The 23,569-nt window shown below is 62.4% G+C and carries 22 protein-coding genes; 8 read left to right on the forward strand and 14 right to left on the reverse strand.

The annotated features are described in order from the left end of the window. The first annotated feature begins 4 nt into the window (after window positions 1–4). Genes FFR93_RS35570 through FFR93_RS35585 form a run of 4 tightly spaced genes read left to right on the forward strand, consistent with a single transcriptional unit; the run spans window position 5 to window position 3,633 of the window. Window positions 5–1,102: an ABC transporter permease gene (locus FFR93_RS35570; RefSeq protein WP_138396626.1), complete on the forward strand. Its 1,098-nt coding sequence runs from the start codon at window positions 5–7 to the stop codon at window positions 1,100–1,102. A 4-nt stretch (window positions 1,103–1,106) separates the two neighbouring features. Next, on the forward strand, window positions 1,107–2,042 hold the full coding sequence (locus FFR93_RS35575; RefSeq protein ID WP_138396627.1) for an ABC transporter permease: 936 nt from the start codon (window positions 1,107–1,109) through the stop codon (window positions 2,040–2,042). Beyond that, window positions 2,039–2,893, forward strand: a complete 855-nt coding sequence (locus FFR93_RS35580) for an ABC transporter ATP-binding protein (RefSeq protein ID WP_138396628.1) — start codon at window positions 2,039–2,041, stop codon at window positions 2,891–2,893. The genes FFR93_RS35575 and FFR93_RS35580 overlap by 4 nt, the downstream gene beginning before the upstream one ends. Further along, complete coding sequence (locus FFR93_RS35585) at window positions 2,890–3,633, forward strand: ABC transporter ATP-binding protein (RefSeq protein ID WP_138396629.1); 744 nt, start codon at window positions 2,890–2,892, stop codon at window positions 3,631–3,633. The genes FFR93_RS35580 and FFR93_RS35585 overlap by 4 nt, the downstream gene beginning before the upstream one ends. 80 nt (window positions 3,634–3,713) lie before the next feature. Here the strand turns inward: FFR93_RS35585 and FFR93_RS35590 are convergent, their stop codons facing one another. The 9 genes from FFR93_RS35590 to FFR93_RS35630 form a co-directional block, all read right to left on the reverse strand. Further along, window positions 3,714–5,339: a GMC family oxidoreductase gene (locus FFR93_RS35590; RefSeq protein WP_171049313.1), complete on the reverse strand. Its 1,626-nt coding sequence runs from the start codon at window positions 5,337–5,339 to the stop codon at window positions 3,714–3,716. Beyond that, window positions 5,336–6,865, reverse strand: coding sequence for an FGGY-family carbohydrate kinase (locus FFR93_RS35595; RefSeq protein ID WP_138396630.1), 1,530 nt, complete (start codon window positions 6,863–6,865; stop codon window positions 5,336–5,338). Before FFR93_RS35595 ends, FFR93_RS35590 begins: the two co-directional genes overlap by 4 nt. A 34-nt stretch (window positions 6,866–6,899) precedes the next feature. Then, complete coding sequence (locus FFR93_RS35600) at window positions 6,900–7,742, reverse strand: class I fructose-bisphosphate aldolase (RefSeq protein WP_138396631.1); 843 nt, start codon at window positions 7,740–7,742, stop codon at window positions 6,900–6,902. Next, window positions 7,715–9,463 (reverse strand): glycerol-3-phosphate dehydrogenase/oxidase, encoded by a 1,749-nt coding sequence (locus FFR93_RS35605; RefSeq protein WP_138396632.1) that lies wholly within the window; start codon window positions 9,461–9,463, stop codon window positions 7,715–7,717. The genes FFR93_RS35600 and FFR93_RS35605 overlap by 28 nt, the downstream gene beginning before the upstream one ends. 11 nt (window positions 9,464–9,474) lie before the next feature. Then, window positions 9,475–10,470 (reverse strand): aldo/keto reductase, encoded by a 996-nt coding sequence (locus FFR93_RS35610; protein WP_138396633.1) that lies wholly within the window; start codon window positions 10,468–10,470, stop codon window positions 9,475–9,477. Further along, window positions 10,467–11,471 (reverse strand): sugar-binding transcriptional regulator, encoded by a 1,005-nt coding sequence (locus FFR93_RS35615; RefSeq protein WP_138396634.1) that lies wholly within the window; start codon window positions 11,469–11,471, stop codon window positions 10,467–10,469. The genes FFR93_RS35610 and FFR93_RS35615 overlap by 4 nt, the downstream gene beginning before the upstream one ends. 1 nt (window position 11,472) lies before the next feature. After that, a complete protein-coding gene (locus FFR93_RS35620; protein WP_138396635.1) occupies window positions 11,473–12,465 on the reverse strand; it encodes an ABC transporter permease in 993 nt (330 codons plus the stop codon). 28 nt (window positions 12,466–12,493) lie between these two features. Further along, window positions 12,494–14,032 (reverse strand): sugar ABC transporter ATP-binding protein, encoded by a 1,539-nt coding sequence (locus tag FFR93_RS35625; RefSeq protein WP_138396671.1) that lies wholly within the window; start codon window positions 14,030–14,032, stop codon window positions 12,494–12,496. A 68-nt stretch (window positions 14,033–14,100) separates the two neighbouring features. After that, complete coding sequence (locus tag FFR93_RS35630) at window positions 14,101–15,126, reverse strand: substrate-binding domain-containing protein (RefSeq protein WP_138396636.1); 1,026 nt, start codon at window positions 15,124–15,126, stop codon at window positions 14,101–14,103. Window positions 15,127–15,387: 261 nt separating this feature from the next. Here FFR93_RS35630 and FFR93_RS35635 point away from each other — a divergent pair, with 261 nt between their 5' ends. Then, entirely contained in the window at window positions 15,388–16,305 is a 918-nt protein-coding gene (locus FFR93_RS35635) for a DMT family transporter (RefSeq protein ID WP_138396637.1), read from the forward strand. 3 nt (window positions 16,306–16,308) lie between these two features. Here FFR93_RS35635 and FFR93_RS35640 read toward each other — a convergent pair whose 3' ends face one another. Next, window positions 16,309–17,559, reverse strand: a complete 1,251-nt coding sequence (locus FFR93_RS35640) for a DUF763 domain-containing protein (protein ID WP_138396638.1) — start codon at window positions 17,557–17,559, stop codon at window positions 16,309–16,311. A 102-nt stretch (window positions 17,560–17,661) separates the two neighbouring features. Between FFR93_RS35640 and FFR93_RS35645 the strand changes: the two genes are divergently transcribed. Continuing rightward, window positions 17,662–19,182 (forward strand): phospholipase D-like domain-containing protein, encoded by a 1,521-nt coding sequence (locus tag FFR93_RS35645; RefSeq protein WP_138396639.1) that lies wholly within the window; start codon window positions 17,662–17,664, stop codon window positions 19,180–19,182. Here FFR93_RS35645 and FFR93_RS35650 read toward each other — a convergent pair. Further along, a complete protein-coding gene (locus FFR93_RS35650) occupies window positions 19,129–20,088 on the reverse strand; it encodes a lysylphosphatidylglycerol synthase domain-containing protein (protein ID WP_138396640.1) in 960 nt (319 codons plus the stop codon). The two genes, FFR93_RS35645 and FFR93_RS35650, sit on opposite strands and share 54 nt — an antisense overlap. A 121-nt stretch (window positions 20,089–20,209) precedes the next feature. Between FFR93_RS35650 and FFR93_RS35655 the strand changes: the two genes are divergently transcribed. Further along, window positions 20,210–20,938 carry an endonuclease/exonuclease/phosphatase family protein gene (locus tag FFR93_RS35655; protein WP_138396641.1) on the forward strand — a complete coding sequence of 243 codons (729 nt, stop codon included), beginning with the start codon at window positions 20,210–20,212 and terminating at the stop codon, window positions 20,936–20,938. Between the two features lie 27 nt (window positions 20,939–20,965). Next, window positions 20,966–21,226 (forward strand): methyl-accepting chemotaxis protein, encoded by a 261-nt coding sequence (locus FFR93_RS35660; RefSeq protein WP_082930585.1) that lies wholly within the window; start codon window positions 20,966–20,968, stop codon window positions 21,224–21,226. A 214-nt stretch (window positions 21,227–21,440) separates the two neighbouring features. Here FFR93_RS35660 and FFR93_RS35665 read toward each other — a convergent pair whose 3' ends face one another. From FFR93_RS35665 to FFR93_RS35675, 3 genes are all read right to left on the reverse strand, one after another. Then, on the reverse strand, window positions 21,441–21,692 hold the full coding sequence (locus FFR93_RS35665) for a hypothetical protein (protein ID WP_064709580.1): 252 nt from the start codon (window positions 21,690–21,692) through the stop codon (window positions 21,441–21,443). A 118-nt stretch (window positions 21,693–21,810) separates the two neighbouring features. After that, window positions 21,811–22,305 (reverse strand): hypothetical protein, encoded by a 495-nt coding sequence (locus FFR93_RS35670; protein ID WP_138396642.1) that lies wholly within the window; start codon window positions 22,303–22,305, stop codon window positions 21,811–21,813. Window positions 22,306–22,398: 93 nt separating this feature from the next. Continuing rightward, entirely contained in the window at window positions 22,399–23,535 is a 1,137-nt protein-coding gene (locus tag FFR93_RS35675) for an FAD-binding oxidoreductase (RefSeq protein WP_138396643.1), read from the reverse strand. Window positions 23,536–23,569 lie beyond the last annotated feature (34 nt).

Here is a 23,569-nt window from a genome sequence, read left to right on the forward strand (position 1 = left end):
GCGCGTGGCGAGCGCCGATCTCACATCGAAGCAGGAGGCGAGCCGCCGCTCGACCGCGGGCGGGTTCGCCGACGCGGCCCCGCACCCTCTGATCAGCCTGCTGCGGCGGCTGGCGGGGCGCGTGGTAGCTGTCGTCACGACGCTGCTCGGCCTGCTCTTCCTGACCTTCTCGATGGGTCGCCTGCTGCCCGCCGACCCGGTGCTCGCCATTACCGGGGCGGAGGTCAGCAAGGAGGTTTACGACCGCGTCTATAACGAGCTTGGGCTCGGGCAGCCCATCTGGATGCAATTCCTCTCCTATGTTGGCAAGATCGCCACAGGCGATCTCGGCATGTCGGCGACGACGGGCCAGCCAATCCTCACCGACCTGATGACGATCTTTCCGGCAACCATTGAGCTTGCGATCATCGCCATGATCATCGGTGCGATCGTCGGCATCCCACTCGGCATCACCGCCGCCGTCAGGCGCGGAACCGTGATCGACCACATCGCCCGGATCGTTGCCCTTGCCGGCCATTCCATCCCGATCTTCTGGACTGGGCTGATGGCGCTCTTCGTCTTCTATGCGAAGCTGAAGCTCGTCGGCGCCTCGGGTCGGATCGACGTCTTCTACGAAGGCCTTGTCACGCCGATTACCGGCTTCCTGCTGATCGATGCGGCGATCCAGGGGCAATGGGACGTGTTTCACAACGCGCTCGGCCACATCATCCTGCCGGCGGCGATCCTCGGCTATTACTCGGTCGCCTATATCAGCCGCATGTCGCGAAGCTTCATGCTGGAGCAGCTGAGCCAGGAATACATCATCACAGCGCGGGCAAAGGGCCTCGGCACCCGCAAGGTCGTCTGGCGGCATGCCTTCCGGAATATCCGCGTGCAGCTGCTGACTATCCTGGCGCTGACCTTCGGGGGCCTGCTCGAAGGCGCGGTGCTGATCGAGACGGTTTTCGGCTGGCCGGGACTTGGCCAATACCTCACCCGCGGGCTGCAGATGAACGACATGAATGTCGTGATGGGTTCGGTGCTGACGATCGGTGCCGTCTTCATGACGATCAACATCCTGTCCGACGTCCTCTATCGCATCCTTGATCCGAGAACACGGTGACGCCATGACGATCTCGACCGAAGACGCAAACAGCGCCCATGCCGGCGGCTTTCGCGGATGGCTGCTAGCGCCGGAGCCGCAGGGCTGGTTCCACTCGTCGGCGCAGCAGATCCATCAGGGCTGGCAGAAGTTCAGCCTGCACCCGCTCGGCCTTGCCGGCCTCGTCATCATCGTGCTGCTGATCGTGGTGGCAATCGCTGCTCCCTTGCTGACGACCTACGATCCGATCGTCCAGGATATGGCCGGACGGCTTGCGCCGCCCTCGGCCGAGCATTGGCTCGGCACCGACAATTTCGGCCGCGATGTCTTTGCCCGCGTCATCTACGGCGCGCGCACGACGCTCTACATCATCATGCTGGTTACGATCATCGTCGCGCCCCTCGGCCTGCTGATCGGCACCTTCTCCGGCTATTTCGGCGGCATCGTCGACGAAATCCTGATGCGCATCACCGATATCTTCCTCTCCTTCCCCGGGCTGGTGCTGGCGCTCGGTTTTGCCGCCGCCCTCGGTCCCGGCATCACCAACGCGATCATCGCCATTTCGCTGACCGCCTGGCCGCCGATCGCGCGGCTGGCGCGCGCCGAGACGCTCAGCCTGCGCAAGGCGGATTATATCGCCGCCGTGCGCCTGCAGGGCGCGACCTCAATCGCGATCATCACCCGCCACATCCTGCCGATGTGCATTCCCTCGGTCATCGTCCGCGTCACCCTCAACATGGCCGGCATCATCATCACCGCCGCTGGTCTCGGCTTCCTCGGCCTCGGCGCGCAGCCGCCATGGCCCGAATGGGGCTCGATGGCCGCAAGCGGGCGCGAATTCATGCTCGACAGCCCGTGGGTGATCGCCGCGCCGGGCATCGCCATCGCGCTGGTCAGCCTCGCCTTCAACCTTGTCGGCGACGCCCTCCGGGACGTCCTCGATCCCAGGGGGGCGGAATGACCGAGCTGATCGATATCCGCAACCTCGAAATCGCCTATGGCGGCGGCCACATGCGCGCGGTGCGCAGCGTGAGTTTTACGCTCGGGCAGGAAAAACTCGGGATCGTCGGCGAGTCCGGGTCGGGCAAGTCCACCGTCGGCCGCGCCATCATGAAGCTCCTGCCGCCAACGGCACATGTCAGCGCCGAGCGGATGCGCTTTGGCGACCTCGACCTCCTCAAGGCGGATGAGAAAACGATGATGACGATCCGCGGGAGACGCATCGGGCTCATCCTGCAGGATCCGAAATACTCGCTCAACCCCGTCATGCGGATCGGCGAACAGATCGCCGAAACCTATAGTCTTCACCATCCAAGGGAGAGCGCCAGGAAAGCCTACAGTCAGGCGCTCGAAATGCTCGAGGCCGTCAAGATCCGCGATCCCGAACGCGTCGCCCGCCTCTATCCGCACGAGATATCGGGCGGGATGGGCCAGCGCGTGATGATCGCCATGATGCTGATAGCCGAGCCCGAAGTGCTGATCGCCGACGAACCGACCTCGGCGCTCGACGTGACGGTGAGGCTCGAAATCCTGGCTCTGCTCGACGAGCTGGTCTTGCGCCGCAATCTCGGCCTGATTTTCATCAGCCACGACCTCAACCTCATCCGCAATTTCTGCGATCGCGTCCTCATCATGTATGCCGGCCGCGTCGTGGAAGTGCTCGAGGCGTGTGATCTCGACAAGGCGAAACACCCCTATACGCAGGGGCTTCTGGCATCTCTGCCGAAGATCGAGAAACCGCCCGTCCGGCTGCCGATCCTGAAGCGCGATCCGGCCTGGCTTGACGATTTTGCAGTGGAGCCGCCGCGATGATCACGATCGACAATCTCACCATCCGCTTCGGACACGGCCAGCGGCCGGTCGTCAGAGGTGTCAATCTCGCCATCGAGAGCGGCACGGCTTTCGGCCTGGTCGGCGAATCCGGCTGCGGCAAATCCACAGTGCTTCGGGCGCTCTCAGGCCTCAATGGCAATTATGACGGGCAGATCGCGCTCAACGGCGAAACGCTGGACCGAGAGCGCAGCCGACCGTTCTTCCGCCGGGTGCAGATGGTGTTCCAGGACCCTTATGGATCGCTCCATCCGCGCAAGACCATCCGCTCGCAACTGCAGGAGCCGCTGCGCAACCAGGGTCTGGACAGCAATTCCGTCGATGTGAATGCGGTTCTCAGATCCGTCGGCCTCGACCCGGCGCTGAGCTACCGATTTCCGCATCAGCTCTCCGGCGGCCAGCGGCAGCGCGTGGCCATCGCCCGCGCCTTGATGCTCAATCCCGACGTCTTGCTTCTCGACGAACCGACATCCGCTCTCGATGTGTCGGTCCAGGCCGAAATCCTCAATCTGCTGCAGGACCTGCGCAAGGAGCGCGGCCTCACCTATCTCCTCGTCAGCCACGACCTCGCCGTCGTCTCCCACATGTGCAGCCGTGTGGCGATCATGGAGGCGGGCGAAATCGTCGAACAGGTCGATATCGAGGCGCTGCGAAGAGGCGCGGTCGAACATCCCTATTCGCAACGCCTGCTGCGGGCGAGCCGGATGTATGGGAGGGCTTAGCCGGAGATCGGTGCGGCCGGCACGACCAGTTTCACATCGGTCTTTACCTCTTCCATCATGCGCCTGCTGCGATCAGCCATTTACGTCCTCGACAAAATGTGCTCGGCGCCCTTCTCGGCAATCATGATCACCGGCGAGTTGGTGTTCCCCGACACGATGGTCGGCATGATAGAGGCATCGACCACGCGCAGGTTCGCCAACCCGTGAACCCGCAATTGCGGATCGACAACCGCCATCGTGTCGCTGCCCATCTTGCAGGTACCGACCGGATGAAAGATCGTCGTGGCGATGTCGCCGACGCGACGGATTAGTTCCTCGTCACTCTGGTAGTCCGTGCCCGGCAGCGTCTCCTGCGGCCGGTATTTGCGAATGGCGGCGGCCTCCATCAGCCGGCGGGCATGCCTGACCGATTTCGCCGCGACCATCCGATCGCCAACGGTCGAAAGATAATTCGGGCGGATTTGCGGTGCCAGGGAAGGGTCGGCGCCGCCAACATGCACGGTTCCCCGGCTTTCCGGCCGCAGATTGCAGACGGAAACGGTGACGGCCGGATATTTGTGCAGCGGTTCGCCGAGCCGGTCGGTGCTCAACGGCTGCACGTGATATTCGAGATCGGCCGTAGCAACAGCCGGATCGCTCCTGGCAAAGATCCCGAGCTGGCTCGGCGCCATCGACAGCGGCCCAGACCGGCGCAGCATATACTCGAGCCCCATGCCCGCCCGCGCGAACAAGTTATGATAGAGCTGGTTCAGCGTCTTGGCGCCCTCGATGCGGAAGACCGTACGGATCTGCAGATGGTCCTGCAGATTTTCGCCGACACCCGGAAGTTCATGGGTGACCTCCAGTCCGGCAGCGGTCAACACCTCCGGACGGCCGACCCCGGAAAGCTCCAGGATTTTCGGGGAATTGATCGCGCCGGCGGACAGAATGACCTCGCGACCGGCGCGAGCCAGATAACTCTGCCCATTCAGCCGGAACCGCACGCCTGTCACGCTCCTGCCGTCGAATTCCAGCCGCTCGGTTTCGGCACCGGTCAGCACGCGCAGATTGGTGCGCTTCATCGCCGGGCGCAAAAACGCCTTGGTCGTATTCCAGCGCAGGCCGCCGCGCTGGTTGACCTCGAAATAGCCTGAGCCCTCGTTGTCGCCGCCGTTGAAATCGTCGATTTTTGGAATTCCGAGTTCCTCCGCCGCATCCCGAAAGGCGTCAAGGATTGGCCAAGAGAGCCGCTGTTTTTCCACCCGCCATTCGCCGCCGGCCCCGTGCATCCGCGATTTGCCACGATAATGATCCTCGGATTTCAGGAAATAGGGCAGCACGTTGTCCCAGCCCCAGCCGGTGTTACCCGCCTGCCGCCAGCCGTCGTAATCGGCTGCCTGGCCGCGCATGTAGATCATGCCATTGATCGACGAGCAGCCGCCCAGAAGCTTTCCCCGCGGATAAGGCAGCGACCTTCCGTTCAGTCCGTCTTCCGCCGCCGTCTTCATCATCCAGTCGGTCCGCGGGTTGCCCATGCAGTAGAGATAACCGATCGGCACATGCACCCAATGATACCGGTCGCTGCCGCCCGCCTCGAGCAGAAGGACGCGATTTTTCGGATCGAGCGACAACCGGTTGGCCAGAACGCATCCCGCCGATCCCGCGCCGACGACGATGAAGTCGTATTTTCCAGCATCGTTTACCGCATCATTCATATGCATATTCATGCCGCCACTCCCGCAACAGCTGGCTCGGCCGCCGTCAGGCGCCGCCAGAACGGCGTCATCGCTTCAGCTATGTCGCGATAGAGCTCATAACGGCGCGCATAATGCGCCTCGAGCGAGACGTTCGGCCGATAATGCCGCTCGGTGGCGACCATGGCCGCAGCGCCGGCGCCAAAGTCCGCGAAGAGCCCGACGCCGGTTCCGGCCGCAATCGCAGCCCCCAGCGCACCGGTTTCACGCGAGCGGGCAATGGTGACGGGAACGCCGAGCACATCGGCAAAGATCTGTGGCCAGATCAAGCTGCGTGATCCGCCGCCGGACAGAACCGCCTCGTTGAAGGCGGCGCCCGCCTTTCGGATCGTCTCGATGTGCTGGCGATGACCGAAGGCGACACCTTCGAGAAGCGCGCGAACGAGATGCCCCTTGGTGTGCCAGCCGGCGATACCGTAGAACCCGGCGCGGGCGTGGCCGTCCTGCTGAGCACCATAGAGATATGGATGGTAGATCGGGTCGGTTGCCGCGGGCTCGATCGCCGCAGCCAGCGCGCTGCAGGCATCGAAAGGTGACGTGCTTTTCACAGGCTCGCCTTCGAAGAACTCCCGCACCAGCCACTCGAGATTGGCGGCCGAGGTCGCACTGTTCTCCATCGCCATATAGCGGGTGCGATCGAAAGTCGAAGACATGAAGACCGGCCCGTCGAGGTCGGGGCCGTCGACAATGACCTGGTTGATGCTCCAGGTTCCGGCAATGATCGAGGCGCTGCCGGTGCGCGAAACGCCCGATCCGAGCGCCGAGGCGACGACGTCGAACAGGCCGCCGACCACGGGAGTTCCAGCGGCGAGCCCGGTCTCCAACGCCGCCTCTTCCGTCACCGTACCGGCAATGTCCGCGCTTTCGATGAGCGGCGGCAGGAGGTCCATGCAATCGGCCAGTCCGTAGGCCTCCATCAACGCCTTGTCGTAACGGCGCGTGGCAAGATCGAGGAGCCCGGCCCCCGACATGTCAGACACCTCGCTGACGCGGCAGCCGGTCAGGCGGTTGACGACAAAATCTTTCGAGAAGAATACCGTACCGATACGGTTGAACAGTTCCGGCCGGTAGCGCTTAAGCCAGCCAAGCAGCGTCGGCGTCTGGGATGGCCACGGACGCTGTCGGGCGATCGGATAAGTCCGGTCGCCAACACCGGCCTCTCGCCATTCGTCGGCCAGCCCGGCCGCCCGCGTGTCGAGCGATTGGATGCCGAGCAGTGGAGCGCCTTCCCGATCAAGCGCATAGAGACCGTTGCCATGTCCGGCGCAACCGATCGCAACGATTTCCTCCGGTTGAATCTCTGCCTTTCCGATGCAGGCGCGGATGACTTGCCGTGTATTCGTCCAAAGTTCCTCCAGCCCCCGCTCGACATGCCCCGGGTGCGGCATGCGGCTATGCCCCTCCTCGCACGCGGCCGCGATCTCGTTGCCCTGCCGGTCGAATATCACCGCTTTGATAACGGTGTTGCCGGCATCGAGCCCCAAAAGATAGTCTTTCATGCGGGAACCCCTCCCAAGGTTCGAAACGTGAAATTCAGCCTTGGTGGTAGAGCGCTGAGGCCTGTTCGCCGCTCGCGTCATCATGCACGATGGCCATCAGACCGCGCACCACCGCGCTCGGATTGGCATGCTGATAGATGTTGCGCCCGTAAACCATGCCCATTGCGCCCTGCCGCATCAAGGCCGCAGATTTGTCGAAGACCGCGCGCAGGTCTTCCCTGCCGCCGCCGCGCACCAGAACCGGGCAGCGCGCGGCCTCCACCACCCTGTGAAACTCTTCGGCATTATCGGTAGGATCGGCCTTGACGATATCGGCGCCCATTTCGCGGGCAAGCCGCGTCAGCGTGACGATCTTGTCGGTATCGCCGTCGACCATGTAGCCGCCCTTTTCGGTGACCGGCTGCATCACCAGCGGCTCGATCATCAGCGGCATGCCATATTTGTCGCAGTCGGCTCGCACGCGAGAGATGTTCTGCACGCACTGGCGGAACAGGTCCGGCTCGTCCGGCAGCATGAACAGGTTGACGACGACGCACGCCGCGTCCATCTCGATGGCGCCGATGAGCGGCTCAGCCTCGTTCTGCAGCACGGCCCACATGTCGCGGTGGCGGATCCGGTTGTAGGGATTGCCCATGTCGATGCGCATCACCAATGCTGGCTTGTCCTTGCCGGACACGTCCTGCAGCAGGTCCGCCTGGCCATAGTTCATCTGGATCGCGTCCGGCCTGGCGGAGACCAGCGCCTTGACGACGGCCTCGATGTCCTCGAGCCCGTTGAGGAAAGACGGCTCGTTGCAGACGCCGTGATCGACCGCCACGTCGAGGCAGCGGCCGCCGCCGAACAGCCGATTCATCCGGACTTTGCTGTTGTATCGCATTTCGTGCTCCTTGGTTCGTTCCTTGCGGAAAGCATGTCTTCGTCGACGCCATGGCGTTCGCTGAGAAGGGTGAGAAAACGGTCGCGCTCGCTGGCGCGCTGCTCCACGGTCCAGCGCTTTTCCTGAGCCAGCAGGTCGAGCACGGCATCCATCATGTCGAGCGAAAGCTCGCCGGAGACGGACAGCGTCGTGCGCCGCAACAGCAGATCGTCAAGATGCTCTACTGCTTCATTGCGGATCAGGAACTGCAGTTCCCGCTGGGAATATCCGGACTTCGGCATCACCACGTCCGGCCCGGCCGCAATGAACACAGCGATTTCTTCGGCCTCCGTACCGTAACGGTCAAAAAGCTCGGCGGCCCGTTCGCTGGAAATTCCGGTTCTTTGGGCCAGCGTCACCGACCACCGGGTCTTGTCGGATGGATACTGCCGGCCGCCGCCGATCGGGCGCTCTGAGGTCTCGATCCGGCGCTTTCTGCCGAGCCGCTCCAGTGTCATGTCGGCGGCGAGCTCGCCGAATGAGCGGAATGTCGTCCACTTGCCGCCGATCATGCAGAGCACAGGCGGATCACCCTCGGGCTGCTCCAGCACAGTGCAGAAGTGATCGCGCGGGATGCGTCCGGTAAAACTGTCGGTACTGGCCGGCAGCGGTCGTACGCCGGAAAACTGGAAAACGATCTGCTCCCGCCGGATGACAATGCCCTGCAGCACGAAGGCGAGCGATTGCAGAATATAATCACGCTCATCCGCCTCGCAGCGCACTGTTGCCGGATCATCGACGCGGATATCGGTGGAGCCGACGAGAACCTTGCCCAGATAGGGAAACAGAATGCAGATCCGCCCGTCCTCGTTCTCGTAATAGATCATGTGACCGGCAAGCGCGTCGCGCAGGTCCGCATTGTCGATGATCAGATGCGAACCCTTGGTGCCTCCGATCAGCGCCGCCGGCCGCGCGTCCGGTGAAAACAGGGTCTGATTGGCGATGTCGATCCAGCCGCCGGTGGCATTGACGATCAGCGCCGGTTCGAGGGCAAGGGATGCTCCGCCGATCCGGTCCGCGAGGCGGTACCCGCCGCCCTCCGCCCGTTGCAGTTCGGCGTAGTTCAGCGCCACCGACCCGGACTCTGTTGCAAGACCGTCCTGCAGAAGCTCGATGCCCAATCGCTCAGGATGGCTGACCCAGGCGTCGAAATAGGTGGCGGAACTTTTGATATCGGGGTTGAGCGCCGGCCACTTGCTAAGCGTCGTTCGCCGGCCGCGAAACTGGTGGCGCGGCATCAGTGCCCGCTTGCGCGTCAGGAAATCATAGATGCTGAGTCCGGCTTTGACGGCGACAGCGCCGCGGCGGCTCGGACGACGGCTGAGTCCCAGGAAGCGGACGATGCCGTTGCCGAGGCCGGAAAAAATATCGAACACGGGCACCGTCGTCGGCAGCGGCGCAATATAATGCGGCGCGTTGCGCAACAGCCGATCCCGCTCGACCAGCGATTCCTGCACCAGCTTGAATTCGCCGTTTTCAAGATAGCGCAGCCCACCATGGACCATGCGCGACAGCGCCGAACTGGCACCGGAGCAATAGTCGTGCTTCTCGACGAGCAGTACTTTCAGCCCCTGCAGCGCCAGCTCCCGAAAGACGCTGATGCCGTTTATGCCGCCGCCGATAACGCACACGTCCACCTTCGGGCTCTGGCGAAGCCCGTCCAATATCTCTTCACGCTTCATGATGGCGTCCGCTACCTATCCATATCAGTCAGTCTCGCCGCTATGCCCGCCTCGATAGCGGCAAGATCGACGGCGTCCAGCCGGATGGTGCCGGCCCGGGCATTGTCCAGCGCCTGTGCCGGGTTGCGCGCCCCGCAGAGTGCAAAGGTGATGCCGGGTTGCGCCAGTGTCCAGGCAATCACGATCTGCGCGATGCTGGCGCTGTGTTTTTCGGCAACCGGCCGGATGGCGTCGGCAAAGGCCGTCGCCTTCTGGCGGTTGCCGATCGAAAATCGTGGGCTGTCCTTGCGCTGATCATCACCGGAAAACACGCGGTCCGGACCGATAGTGCCGGCCAGCAATCCCAGCGCCAGCGACGAATAGCTCAGAGTCGCGATAGAGTTGGCCTTGGTCAGCGGCAAAAGCTCCGCCTCGATCTCGCGGTCGATCATGCTGAACCGCTCCTGGATCGCATCGAGGCCACCGGCCGCGATATAGGCAGCGAGCTCGTGGCGGCTGACATTGCTCGCCCCGATCGCCCGGATCTTGCCTGATGTGCGCAGATCCTCCAGCGCCCGCATCGTTTCCTCGATCGGCGTCGTCGGATCCTGCCAATGGGTGATATAAAGATCGATATAGTCGGTTCCAAGCCGCGTCAGGCTTTCCTCGACCTCGTGCAGGATGGCATCGCGGCCGAGATAACGGTGGACCGGCTTGCCGTCCTGGTCGAAGAAACGACGGCCCTTCTGCGTATGCCAGACAAGGCCGCATTTGGTCGCGACCACAGCCTTTTCGCGGCGTCCAGCGAGTGCCTTGCCGACAATCTCCTCGGCACGTCCAAGCCCGTAAGCCGGCGCCGTGTCGATCAGCGTCACCCCGGCGTCGAGCGACGCCCGGATCGCGGCGATGGATTGCTGTTCATCGGTACCACCCCACATCCAGCCGCCGATCGCCCAGGTGCCGAGGCCGACCGCCGAGGCGGAAACGCCGGATTTGCCGATTTCCCGTGTCAATTGCTGCCCGCTCATGCCCATTTTCCTTCGCCACTTGCCAGCGCCAACACCCGCGCACCCGTCGCTTCGTCGGTCACCAGCGTGTCCAGATGATTGCCGCGCAGGACGCTGAGGATCGGGCCGGCCTTGTTCGGTCCGCTCGCAACACCGATCTTGGTAGGGATCGAAGCGAATTCCGGCAGCGTCAGCGACACCAGCGAGCGGTTGAGGCTGTAGTCGCAGACTTGACCATGATCATCGAGCAGATGCGCCAGCAATTCGCAGGAAGCGCCGGACCGCTCGATCGCGGCGCGGTCGGTGCTGGAGGACGGATGCAGGTCGTAGTAGCTCGAATCGTCCGACAGGATCGAGCCTATGCCGACCATTGCCACCTTCGCCTCGCGCGCCCGTTTGAATACGTCTGCGACGGAACGCATGTTGATCAGCATCGCCCGCTGCTCGGCATCGTCGGCAAAGAGAGGCGCATGGATCTGATAGGAATGACCTCCGAGCCGGTCCGCCATCAGGGTCGAGACATGGTTGACGTCGGTATAGTGCTTCCCCTGCACGCAGCCCGTCGCCGGAATGACCTGGACATCAAAACGACGCGGCGGCTTCAGCCCGGCAACAACGGCACTCACGCCCTTACCACCGGTAATGCAGATCGTATCGCCGTCGGTGATCTCTTCCAGCAGCAATCGTGCTGCGGCTTCGCCGACGGCTTGAAGCGCCGTTTGCGGATTGTCCGATACTGTCGGCACCACCACGGCGCGGCCGATGCCGCCAAGCGCCTGCAGCTGTTCTTCCATATCGACCAGCGGCTCGACCGGCGATTTGATCTTGATCTCGACCAGACCGAGCTGGCGGCCGCGCTTGATCAGGCGGTTGACGGTGGCGTGCGAGATGCCGAGCTGATCGGCAATCTGGGACTGTGTCAGTCCCTCGAGAAAATGCAGGACCAGAGCCTGGTGCATTTGCCGGGCGACGACGATTTCCTCGCGCGGCGCGTTTGCGGGTTTGAGCTTGGCTATCGGCATATCAGGCAGCCTTCCGCTTGTGCAGGAAATGGTCGATCGAAACGGCGGTCAGCAGAATGCAGCCTTTGATCATGTCTTGCCAATAGACGGACACGTTGAGCAAGATCAACGAGCTTGTGACGACCGACAGCAGGGCGATGCCGAGGATTGCTCCCAAAATCGTTCCGGAGCCGCCGTTCAGCGACGCACCGCCAATCACCGCGGCTGCGATGATGTTGAGCTCCATGCCGACACCGAAGGTCGGCGTCGCGGCACCGAAGCGTGACATGTAGATCGTCCCGGCGACACCGGACAGCGTGGCACAGAGCACCGTCACCCAGAACTTCACCTGCCTGGTCTTTATACCGGAATAGAGCGCGGCCTTCTCGTTGCTGCCGGTGTAGAACACCTTGCGGAAGGCGGTTGCCCGGCGCAGCAGGAAATCGAACAGCATGACGACCGCAACAAAAATCAGGATCACATAGGGGACACCGTAGAACGTGCCCTGCCCGACCGCTTTGAACGAGGGCGGCAAGGTGAACAGCGACAGCGGCGTGCCCTTGGTAATGATCAGGCAGATGCCACGCACGATCACCATCGCCGCAAGCGAAGTAATGAAGTGATTGAGCCCCACGACCGTGACGAAAAAGCCCATGGCGCAGCCGATCAGGCCGCTGGCGATGATCCCGATCAAAGATGCGCTCCACGGATCGAGGCCCATCAGGAACAGGGAGCCCGACAGCACCATTGAGAAACAGACGACCGAACCGACCGACAGGTCGATGCCGCCGACGATCAACAGGATGGTCATGCCGACGACGACGATCCCCTCCACCGAGAACGACATCAGCATTGCCCGGAAGTTGCCGAGCGTCAGGAAATGCGGCGAGGCAAAGCTCATCGCGACGCAGAGCGCCAGGATGATAGCGATCAGTCCCGCCTCGCGCATCGTCCCCAGCCGCTTCCAGCCCGGTATGCGTGAATGATGTGCCGTTGCCAACGTAGCGTCCGCCATGACCTTGTCTCCTGCCCCTGCTTTTTCTCTACGCGGCATGCTCTGATGCCCCTGACTTACCGTGGCGGCCGACACCCGACGCGAGCCGCATGATCGCTTCTTCCGTCATCGTCTCGCCCTCCACCTCGCCGGCAACCGTGCCTTCGTGGATGACCAGCACCCGGTCGCACAGACCGAGAAGTTCCGGCAGTTCCGACGAGATGACGACGATGCCGATGCCGGAGCGCGCCAGATCGCGCAGCAGCCGGTGGATTTCTGACTTCGCGCCGACATCGATGCCGCGGGTCGGCTCGTCCATCAGAATGACCCTGGGGTTGACCGCCAACTGCTTGGCAATCGCCACCTTTTGCTGGTTTCCGCCCGACAGCGACGAAACCGGCATATCGATGCCGCCCATCCGCACGCCGAGCTGCCGGGCCAGGGTGCGGGCACGATCCGCTTCGGCCGCGGAATTTAACAGTCCAAGCGGTCCGGTCAGCGATTTCAGATCGAGAACCGCAATGTTGCGAGCAACGGAGAGATCCAGGAAAATGCCGGAGCCTTTCCGGTCTTCCGACAGGTAGACGATGCCCGCCTGTGCGGCCTGCGCATAGGAACGTGCTCGCAGCCGCTGTCCGTGCAGCTCCACCTCGCCGGCGATCACCGGCCGCAATCCGCAAATGCCTTCGGCTATCTCGGTGCGACCCGAGCCGATCAGCCCGCCGACACCAAGAATTTCACCCTTGCGCAGTTCGAAATTTACATCCTCGAAGCGGCTGCCGTCGCCGAGACCGCGGACGCTCAAAATGAGCTCGCCGGTCCGCTCCGCCGGCGCCTGCTTTTCCGGATAGAGCTGGGTAATCTCGCGTCCGACCATGCGGCGCACGACATCGTCCGGGGTCAGGCCCGCGACCTTCTCCGTCGAGACATAGCGGCCATCACGAAATACCGTGACGCGGTCGCACAGGCTGAAGATTTCGGCCATGCGGTGGCTGATATAGATGATCGAAATGCCCTGCGCCTTGAGGTCACGAACGATTCCGAAGAGGATCTGGGCTTCTGCTTCGGTCAATGCCGCCGTCGGTTCGTCGAAGATCAGAACGCGACAATCGAGCGTCAGTGCCTTGGCAATCTCGACAAGCTGCTGGCTGGATATCGGCAAGTCGCCGACTTTAAGTCGCACGTCGATCGGGGCGAGACGATTCATCACGATCTGCGCATTGCGCTCCAGACTGCCGTAATTCATGAGAGGCGAGCGGCGGCGGTTGGTGGCGGCCATGAACATGTTCTCGGCTACCGTCGCATCAGGGCAGAGCGCGATTTCCTGATGCACCAGCCCAATCCCAAGCGCCTGCGCCGCGGCAGGCGACGTCACCTTGACCGGCACGCCATCGACGAGAATGGCTCCCTCGCTCGGCTGCAGCACGCCGGCAATGATGTTCATCAGCGTCGATTTGCCCGCGCCGTTTTCGCCGCAAAGCGCATGAATCTCGCCTTTATCCAGGCTGAAGCTCACATCCGTCAACGCCTTCACCGCACCGAAGTGCTTGCTGACATTGCGGATTTCCAGAACCGGCACCGAAGCCATCATCCTCTCCTCCTCACGCTCACGGTAGCTGTCCGGAGTTTCCTGCCCCGGACAGCCGGCACAAAGACCTACTCCTCGATGCCTTTGGTGCCCCGCCGCTTCAGATACTTGTCCCAGTAGAAGTCATCGGCATTGCTAGCCGTGACGATCGACAATCCGTTATCGACGAAGGGAATACTCATCGGGTTGAAGCCGACGCGCTTGGCGTCATTCATCGGATCGATCAGCTCCGGATGCTTGGCAAGCCACAGGAGCATGAAGCCCATGTAACCCTGCATGCCCTGGTTCGGATTGATCGAGCCGAACACCTCGCCTGCCTTGATCATGTCGAGAATATTGGCGTTGACGTCGGCGCACATGACGAGGATCTTGCCGCCGCTTTCCTTGTTGGCCTGGGCAGCGCCGATTGCCGAATTCGCTTCCGGCATGAAGACGGCGCCAAGGTTCGGATGGGCCTGCACCAGGCTCATCAGGCCCTGGTAGGCCTTGTTCGGGTCCTGGTTGGACGCCGCGCGGCCGACCAGCTTCATGTCCGGATATTTTTCCTCCATGCGGGCGATGAAGGCGGCGATACGCTTGTCGTGATTGTCCTGGCCGGGATTTTCAAGAACGGCATATTCACCCTTGCCGCCCATCTTTTCGGCAATCGCGTCGGCCGCATAGGTGCCTTCGCGGGTATTGTCCGACGTGACGAACGAGATGCGCTTGGAAAGCGGTGCGTCGGCCGCGAAGGTGACGACCGCCGTGCCCTGGTCGATCGCCCGGTTGATCGGTTCGATGAACGGGTCCGAGTTCATCGGATGAACGAGGATGCCAGCCGGGTTCTGGGCCAGCGCCTGATCGAAGGTGGCGATCTGCTTGTTGACGTCATATTCCGGCGTGCCGGTATAGGCGGTTTCGCACCCGAGCTGCTGACCGGCCTGTTTGAACATTTCATAGACCGGGAACCAATATTCGACACCCGAAACCATGACATTCATGACGTATTTTTCACCCGGCTTGCAGCGGAACGGGTTTTCCGTCGCGCTGCCTCCGCCGGCGAAAAGTGTCGATGCGAGGACTGCCAATGCAGTCGTGGTTAGAAATTTGCGCAAGTTTCCTCCTCGAGGCCGAAGCCCCTCCCAAATATCCGGCGGCGCCCAAGCGGCTGCCGATGATCCATTGAAGACCGGAGTTCCTCCTCGAAGTCCGGTATGGAGAGCTAATCGCAACAGCAAACATATGTCAATATAATTCATGGCATGAAATATATTTCATCCTTTAAGGCTTCGCCTGGTGCGCTTGACATCGGCAGCGTTAAGACCGAAGCCGCACGTGGCCGCGCATGCGCGGCCGCTTTTTCGAGGATACGTGAGATGAAGACCACCACGGCCGCTGCCAATGCCGGAAACCTGATCGTGATGGGCGTTGTGCTGATGCTGCTCGGCGATCTCCTCTTTGCGCTCAACGATGCGATGGGCAAGTGGCTGATGGCGAGCTTCGCCGTCGGCCAGGTACTGGTGATCCGTTCGGTGGGGGCCTTCATTGTGCTCGGGCCGATGATCCTGCGGCAAGGGCCGATGGCCCTCTTCCGCGTCGAGCAGAAAGGGTTGCAGTTCATGCGGGTCGTCATGGCGACGGCCGATGTCGCGCTGTTCTACGCTGCCGTCGCCTATCTGCCGCTCGCCGACGTCATGACCTTCTACATGGCCGGGCCGATCTACATTGCGGCGCTCTCGCATTTCTTTCTCGGGGAAAAGATCGGCTGGCGCCGTTGGCTCGCCGTTCTGCTCGGCTTCGCCGGCGTCGTCATCGCGCTGCGTCCGTCGACGGCGATGCTCTCGCTTCCGTCGCTCTTTGGCCTCGCCGGCAGCTTTTCCTTTGCGCTGTCACTGGTGATGAGCCGCTACCTGCGCTCGACCAGCGACACGACGCTGGTAACCTGGCAGACGATCGCCGCACTCCTAACAGGCATCATACTCAGCATCGGCAACTGGCAGCCCGCAACATCCATCGATTGGGCCGGCATGCTGCTGCTCGGCATCGTCGCCACCTGCGCGCATCTGCTGATCACCCGCTCGCTCAAGCTCGCGCCGGCATCGCTGCTGGCGCCGCTGCAATATACGCTGCTGCTCTGGGCGATCTTACTGGGCTACATCTTCTTCAATGACATTCCCGATGCGCAAATCATCATCGGAGCCGCAATCATCGTCTTTGCCGGTCTCTTCATCTTCCATCGAAAGAATTTGAAGGAAACGATTCCGACCGAAGCCGTCCCGCCGGATGGGCATTGAGGATTAACTATCCGTGGCCGGCGGCGGCTCCCAGCCGAAGACGCTGCGGCCTCCGAGCTCGGCCGATTGGCGAAATTCGCCGGCGATGATCTCCTTGAGGTCGGGGCCGGTGACGTAGCGTTCCATCTGCCGAGATTGCTCGTCCAGGCGCTTCAGCGCCTGCAACTCCTCCTCACGTCCAAGCTTGCCCTTGCGCACGGCCGACTTCATCACGCCAATCGTCTCGTCATAGACCTTGAGCGGCACCGGGAAGGGATGGCGGTCCTTGCCGCCATGGGCGATCGAGAAGCGCGCCGGATCGGAAAAACGGCAGGGTGCGCCGTGTACGACCTCCGCCACCATCGCCAGCGCCTTCACCGTCCGGGCGCCGACGCCGGGAACGAGCAGCAATTCCTGGAAATCCGTCGGCCCGCGGTCGGCCGCGGCAGCCAGATTTCCGTGCAGGCGGCGCATGTTCACGTCGCTCTCCCGCACGTCGTGATGGGCGGGCATGATGAGATGCGGCAGCAGCGGCTGTTCGGCGGGTTCGGGCGCCGGCTCTTGGGCGCGCAGCAGTGCCGCGGCTTCTCGAACGATCCGGTCGGGGCCCAGCGTTGCCAGGAGGTCGAGCTGGCCACGCCGCGAGCGCTCGGCGCGTTTATCGGTGAGATTGACGATCTCACCCTGGCTCCTGCCTTCGATTGCCGCATGCGGCGAGTCGACGAAGCTTTCCAGCCCTTCGGAGAGCCAGTGATAGCGCCGGGCCTGCCGCCGGTCGCCGTTCATGCCCTGCTGCACCACCACCCAATGACCGTCATCGGCGACGATGAAGCCGTGGAGATAAAGGTCGAAGCCATCCTGAAGCGCGGCGCTGTCGACCTTGGCGATGAGGCGGCTCGTCGTCGCCAGCCCCTCCCCGTCGAGGCCGACGCGTTCGCCGATCGAAACTAGCTCCTGCGGGGTCTTGCGCGAATGCGTGCCTCGGCCGCCGCAGACATGCAGGCCGAGTTCGCCAGCGCGCGGCTTAAGCCCTCGCTTCAGCGCACCGAGAACGCTGGTCGTGATCCCGGAGGAATGCCAGTCCATGCCCATGACCGCGCCGAAGGACTGGAACCAGAAAGGGTGGGCGAGCCGGCGCAGGAATTCGTCGCGACCGTAGTGATGGATGATTGCCTCGGTGATCAGCGTTCCCAGCCGCGTCATCCGGTCGCCGAGCCAATGCGGCACGCGTCCCCCGTGAAGGGGAAGGTCGGCGCTGCCTGCTCGTTGTGACATTCTGTTTCCTTATATCGTGCACACAGGACGCCGGAGCGCTGATCGATCGGGAACCCTGTGAAATTCCAGGCGTTTGCTTTCAGTCAAACGGCCGAGGCAAACATGACCGCATTCGAAAGCATATCCAATCAACCGTACCTGACACGAACAAAAGCGCAACATCCAAGCGACGAAAAAGAGGGAAGCACGGCATTGCGGCTGCATGGACGCGCGGAAAAAGCCGCGTTCTTGATCAATGGCAACAAATATTTTGCAGAAGTCTCGCGGGCGTTGCGACAGGCCCGCCGCAGCGTGTGGATCGTTGGATGGGACTTCCACCCCAATATTTGGATGGAGCCTGAAAAGTCTGAAGAAACCTTGGCCGACCTGCTGCATGCGCTGGCAGCGGAAAACCCCGAGCTTGAAATACGCATCCTTATTTGGGCGCTCGGGCCGATTTATTCGGACAAATCGATTGATCTGCTTCGGAAGAAGAAATTCCCCAGGAATGCGAGGATCGATCTGCGTTTCGACCTACAGGGCGCGATCCGCGGCTGTCATCATCAAAAACTCGTCTGCATCGATGACGCGGTCGCCTTTATCGGCGGCATAGACCTGACGTCGCGGCGATGGGATACCAGGCGGCATCGCGCCAAGGACAGGCTGCGGCGCGACCCCGAGGGGACCCCCTACGATCCGCTGCACGACGTGCAGGCGATGGTGACGGGTGATGCCGCCCGGCTGATCGGTGACATTGCCAGGCGGCGCTGGGAAAACGCCACCGGCGAAAAGCATCTGCCGCTTGCCGCGAGCATGCCCTTCGCCTGGCCGGACGATCTTTCGGTCTCGCTGCGGGAGATCCCTGTCGCTTTCGCCCTGACTGAGCCAGCCACCACCTGGCGCCCCGGGATCGGCGACGGCATTGCCTCAACCCTTGACATCATCGCCCGCGCCCGGCGTCATCTCTATATCGAGGCCCAATATCTAGCCTCCTTCCGCGTCGCCGACGCCATCGCCGCTCGGTTGCAAGAGGAAGACGGACCGGAGGTCGTCGCCATCTGCACCCGCAGGTCTCACGGGCTGATCGAAAAGCTTGTCATGGGCAGCAATCGCGACCGTGTCATCCGCCGCCTCAAACGTGCCGATCGCGCTGACCGCCTGCGGGTCTACTATCCCGTCGTGCCCGGGCGAAAAAAGCCTGGGTCGCCATTGCAGGCGGACAACGAGGTCGAGGTGCTGATCCATTCCAAACTGATGATCGCCGACGACGAGCTGGTGCGCATCGGCTCTTCCAATCTCAACAATCGCTCGGAAGGGCTTGATTCAGAATGCGATCTGCTGTTCGAAGCTGAAAACGGCGAGCATCGCCACGCCATCGCCGACCTGCGCAATCGCTTGCTGGCAGAATATCTCGGAGTGGCTCCCGAGACCTTCGCCGCGGCCTATGCACAGAGCGGCTCAGTGATCGCAGCGGTCGACGCGCTGAATGACAGGCCGCGGGGTCTCAGGGAGTTCGCCGTCGCGCTGTCCGGCAGCATCTCGCCGATCACGGGCACCGCGATCTTCGACCCGGCTCGGCCCTTCCTGCCCCTACACCGACTGGGCCTCGGCGCGCTCGTCCGCCTCTTCGTCCGCCCGGCGTGACCGTCGGAAGACGATCTCGCTGACCAGGAGAAGCGTCACGCCGAGTGCCAGCGGCATGAAGAAATACGCGCAGCGGAAGGCAATCAATGCCCCGATCGATGCCTGCTGCGGCACGACATAGGAGACGGTTGCCTCCAGCACTCCGAGCCCACCTGGAATATGCGTCGCGAGGATTGCCGAATTAGCGAGCACATAGGCCGTGACCGACCTGAAGAAGGCGAGGTCGCCGAAGACAGACAGCATCTGGTGCAAACAAGCGGAAACCAGCGTGAAGTTGATTGTGCCTACCCCGACCTGGGCAACCGCAAACGGAAACCGAGGCAGCTGAAACGACCAGCGCCACAGCCGCAACTTACCGCGAATGAAGAACGCGAGGCTTGCATAGACGACCGGAACGAGCAGCGCCGACAGGCCGAAGAGCCGGGTTCTGGCCGCATCGAGTTGCAGCAGCCGCGCGGCATCATCCGGATTGACGACCAGCGCAATGCCACTGAGTGTGATAAGGCCGAGCCCGACGGTGACGCCGCAAAACAGGATAATCTTCGCCACGTCCTCCGTGGTCAGCCCCCAGCGGGAATAGAAGCGATAGCGGAAGGCGCCGCTGCTCAGCCCCGCAAATCCGATATTGTGGCCGAGCGACAAGCTGATGAAAGATGCGAGCAGGACCTTCCGGTAAGGCAAGGATTTTCCGAGCGAGCGGATCGCCAGGAAGTCGAAACAGCTCAGGCACAGATAGGACGCCGCCGCAAAGAGAAGTGCGGTGCAGAAGGTCGCAAAAGGTATGCTGCGAACCGATTGGACGATCTGCTCCATGCTGTACTGGCGGAAGATCCGATAGAGAAGAAAGCCCGCGATACAAAGTGCGGCAACGAGCAGCCCATTCAGGAGTATGCGTTTCAGACTCATCGATTGTCCGTTTCCGAGGTGAGCGCCACGGCTCGATCATCTGGAACGATCAAAAGAGTTCTGTGTTCCCTCCGGGAGAACGAGTCCTGTCTCTCGAGGGGAGACCAGCATCAGCGGGCCTATGCCGGATAAATCGATCAAACTCTTGACCTACAATGTGCATAGCTGCATCGGCAACGACCGAAAGCTCGACCCCGGGCGCATCGCTTCCGTCATCGCCGAGGCTGAAGCCGATATTGTCGCTCTGCAGGAGGTCGATGTCCTCAGGCGCAGGACCGGCGGCGTCGACCAGGCCCATACGATCGCCTCACTCCTAAAGATGCAGGCCCATTTTCACCCGGCGCTCTCGATTGCCGAGGAGCAATATGGCGATGCAATCATCACCGCGCTGCCAACAGGCGCGGTCAAGGCCGGTCCGCTGCCATCGATCGGCGAAGCGAGAGGGGCGTTGTCCGTCGAAATATTGGTTGGCGGCAGGAAGTTGCTCGTGGTCAATACACATCTCGGCCTTCGAGGGCGCGAGCGTATTCGGCAGATGACGACGCTCTTGAATTCGGGCTGGCTGCACGGCTCGTCGGACGAACCGGTTCCAAGCATCCTCTGCGGCGACTTCAACGCCGTTCCGTCATCGGCGACTTACCGGCTTGCCACGCGCTCCTTGACCGACGCACAGCTCGCAGGAAACGCGGCGCCGAGAGCGACCTTCCCTTCCCGCTACCCGCTGATGCGCCTCGACCACATCTTTGTCACCAACGATCTCGTCGTCGAACGGGCGTCAGTCCTCGAAACCCGGCTGACGAGGGTCGCCTCCGACCACCTACCTCTACTTGCTGACATCAGTTTCGCCTGATCACTCCCGCTCGCGCTCAACGCCGGCATCGAACAGGCCCGCGCCGGCGAAGCCGGCAAAGGCTTTGCCGTCGTGGCCCAGGAAGTCCGCGATCTTGCCCGGCTCTCCGCTGAAGCCGGCCAGCGGATCAAGCAACTCAGTGGACACTCGCGAGGGGAGATTACCAACGGTGCAGGCGTCGTTCGCGAAACGAGCGAGGTCTTGGAAAGCATTTCTGCAAAAGTGTCACCGCATCCGAGCAGATGGATATCATCGTCCGCTCGAGCCGGGAGCGGACGCGCTGCATGAGGTCAATTCTTCCGTTAACCGGATAGACCAGATGACGAGCAGAATGCCGCCATGGTGGAGGAAATCAGGGCGGCGGCCAAAGAAGTTGCCAATGAGACGAGAACGCTCGTGCAACTGATCGATCAGTTCCGAACTGGGTGGAGCCGGCGCAGACCGCGTTGCCGCCGCTTAGCGTCTCCGCCTTCGTTGCAACGCGCACACGAGCGCGGGTGCGTCAGTGATGACTGTAGAGTGGCGGCGCCACCTCTTCGTCGGCGAGATCCGGGTAGAGATATCTGCGCGTGCGGGCAAGTGCTTCCGCCTCCCTGCGGTTCCGCTCCAGCAGCACGGCGGTAATATCCTTGTAGGGTCCGCCATCCGACAAGGCGACGCGGACGGTTCCGCCCTGCGAGAGGAAGTCGCAGAACGATCGCACCGAGCGAAGACGCGTCGTAATCTCTACGTAGCGATCATCATGTCCAGCCATGTTCGCCTCCGTTCAAAACGCCAGGATGTCACGAACACTTCGGCGAGATGATGGCGTCCGCTGCATGGTGAAGAAACCGACCCGCGACCTCACGCAGAACCATCCGTGCATGCTGCAATCACCGCCGCGCGAACTTCCGGTTCATCGCAGCGACGACCAGGGGCAGCGCCGTCGTCGCCACGGTTCCCCAAGGCAACTGTCTCAGCCCCCTGGTGATGACGAATGCGCCGGCCATGGCGCCCGCGAGCTTCAGCCAGGGTTGATTGCCAAGCTGCGCATGAGCGCTGGAATCAGCCCACCTGACGTTTTCAGTTACCACGGTCGCGGCCTGGTGTCTGATTCCATGCAGGCGAGCCCGAAGGTTTTCGAGTTCTCCTCTCAATTCCTGCAGCCGGCTTTCCAGTATGTGCTCCTCAGAGAGACGATCCTCGGTCGGAGCGGACACATCCCTGCCCAACGTGTCAAAATAGGCCCGGTATTCAGCCTCGCTCGCGAACCCCTCTCGCCGGATGAGATCCGGATTGATGGTCGGCTCTTCTTCGTTCGGCATCGAAGTGCCGGCATTGCCGCGGTTCCTTTCCGCGCCGAAGGCGGCGGACTGATCCTTGATCATGATTGCGTCTCCCGTTGGTTCCTTCCGGCAGAACGCTCGATAGCTCTAATTGATCCGTCCGCCGTCAAGCGGCTGGCACCAATATCGCTGCAGTTACCGGCAGGACGCGCTGAAGCGCTCAGGGCGAAAGTCGGCAAGCAGCGGATGGCGGCGGCTGTTGGCGATCTCGTCCGCCAGCAGCTCGCCGGCAATCAGGCCAAGGGTGGCGCCGCTATGGCTGAAGGCAACGAAATAACCCGGTATCGATGACAGCTCGCCGAAAACAGGCTCGCCGTCGCCAGGAATAGGTTTGGGACCGACCCCATAATCTTCGATCTCAAGCGCCGGATTGCCTTCGAGGACTCTTGACGCCTCTCGCAGCAGTCCCTGCAGCGTCGATTGCCTGACATCGTAGCTGCCGTCGGGATTGACGCTCACCTCTTCCTCCGACCAGGCGGAATCGAGCGCGAAGCCGCCACTGGGCATCCGTCGAATGGCGACGCGAGGCGTATTGAGCACGGCCTTCAGCGGGTGGCGGATCGGCTTGGTCCTGACGAGAAGAGCAATGGGCGTCGCATCTTCGATCTCTTGCCCGGCCTCCGCAACGATTGCGGGAACCTTGCTGCCGGCTGCAAGAAGCACGGCATCGGCGTCGTGGCGCCTGCCGTCCGCCGTGACTACGCCGCGGGCGCGCGCATCTCTGACATCGACCGTCGCGCGTCCGGCATCCGTGATGATCTCGCCGCCGAGCGTGCGAAACTCTTGCGCAAGCCTGCCAATCACGGACGGAAGATCGACCCACCCCTCCCCCGGGTTGAAGATTGCGCCTTGCGGCGTCACGGCGCTTGGGTCGACGCCGGGAGTCACCGTGGCAATCTTCTCCGGGGCGAGCCATTGTGCGTGATAGCCGAGGTCACGTTCATAGTCGAAGACTTCGGCGATCTCGTTGCTGGCGTCGTCCGCGTCCCAGGTCAGGCCGCCATCGAAGCGCAGCCACGGCGCATCGGGATAGCGAGCAGCCAGCGTACGATAGCGGTCAATACCCGCCAGACGCAGCCGGTGATAGGCATCGGAGCGCTTTCGCGCCGAATTCAGCCAGCCGAGCGACCGGCCGGAGGCCCCATTGGCAAGCGGGCCGTCATTGATGAGCATGGTATCAACCCCGAGCCGGGCCAGATGGAGCGCGGTCGAGACACCGAAAATCCCGCCGCCGATGACAACGACCTTCGAAGGTTTGGTGGAAGCATTCATGTCGGGTACCCTGTTCCTGCTCTTGCTTGATCGA

The organism is Rhizobium sp. MHM7A, assembly GCF_005862215.1.
Lineage (GTDB): Bacteria > Pseudomonadota > Alphaproteobacteria > Rhizobiales > Rhizobiaceae > Rhizobium > Rhizobium bangladeshense.

Excerpts from the sequence above, each read along its gene's own strand:
- FFR93_RS35665 (WP_064709580.1), bottom strand. The coding sequence starts at position 21,692 with ATGGCTGGACATGATGATCGCTACGTAGAGATTACGACGCGTCTTCGC.
- FFR93_RS35640 (WP_138396638.1), bottom strand. The coding sequence starts at position 17,559 with ATGTCACAACGAGCAGGCAGCGCCGACCTTCCCCTTCACGGGGGACGC.
- FFR93_RS35610 (WP_138396633.1), bottom strand. The coding sequence starts at position 10,470 with ATGAGCGGGCAGCAATTGACACGGGAAATCGGCAAATCCGGCGTTTCC.
- FFR93_RS35605 (WP_138396632.1), bottom strand. The coding sequence starts at position 9,463 with ATGAAGCGTGAAGAGATATTGGACGGGCTTCGCCAGAGCCCGAAGGTG.
- FFR93_RS35620 (WP_138396635.1), bottom strand. The coding sequence starts at position 12,465 with ATGGCGGACGCTACGTTGGCAACGGCACATCATTCACGCATACCGGGC.
- FFR93_RS35590 (WP_171049313.1), bottom strand. The coding sequence starts at position 5,339 with ATGAATATGCATATGAATGATGCGGTAAACGATGCTGGAAAATACGAC.
- FFR93_RS35645 (WP_138396639.1), top strand. The coding sequence starts at position 17,662 with ATGACCGCATTCGAAAGCATATCCAATCAACCGTACCTGACACGAACA.
- FFR93_RS35595 (WP_138396630.1), bottom strand. The coding sequence starts at position 6,865 with ATGAAAGACTATCTTTTGGGGCTCGATGCCGGCAACACCGTTATCAAA.
- FFR93_RS35625 (WP_138396671.1), bottom strand. The coding sequence starts at position 14,032 with ATGGCTTCGGTGCCGGTTCTGGAAATCCGCAATGTCAGCAAGCACTTC.
- FFR93_RS35650 (WP_138396640.1), bottom strand. The coding sequence starts at position 20,088 with ATGAGTCTGAAACGCATACTCCTGAATGGGCTGCTCGTTGCCGCACTT.
- FFR93_RS35670 (WP_138396642.1), bottom strand. The coding sequence starts at position 22,305 with ATGATCAAGGATCAGTCCGCCGCCTTCGGCGCGGAAAGGAACCGCGGC.
- FFR93_RS35585 (WP_138396629.1), top strand. The coding sequence starts at position 2,890 with ATGATCACGATCGACAATCTCACCATCCGCTTCGGACACGGCCAGCGG.
- FFR93_RS35675 (WP_138396643.1), bottom strand. The coding sequence starts at position 23,535 with ATGAATGCTTCCACCAAACCTTCGAAGGTCGTTGTCATCGGCGGCGGG.
- FFR93_RS35575 (WP_138396627.1), top strand. The coding sequence starts at position 1,107 with ATGACGATCTCGACCGAAGACGCAAACAGCGCCCATGCCGGCGGCTTT.
- FFR93_RS35600 (WP_138396631.1), bottom strand. The coding sequence starts at position 7,742 with ATGCGATACAACAGCAAAGTCCGGATGAATCGGCTGTTCGGCGGCGGC.
- FFR93_RS35635 (WP_138396637.1), top strand. The coding sequence starts at position 15,388 with ATGAAGACCACCACGGCCGCTGCCAATGCCGGAAACCTGATCGTGATG.
- FFR93_RS35580 (WP_138396628.1), top strand. The coding sequence starts at position 2,039 with ATGACCGAGCTGATCGATATCCGCAACCTCGAAATCGCCTATGGCGGC.
- FFR93_RS35655 (WP_138396641.1), top strand. The coding sequence starts at position 20,210 with ATGCCGGATAAATCGATCAAACTCTTGACCTACAATGTGCATAGCTGC.
- FFR93_RS35615 (WP_138396634.1), bottom strand. The coding sequence starts at position 11,471 with ATGCCGATAGCCAAGCTCAAACCCGCAAACGCGCCGCGCGAGGAAATC.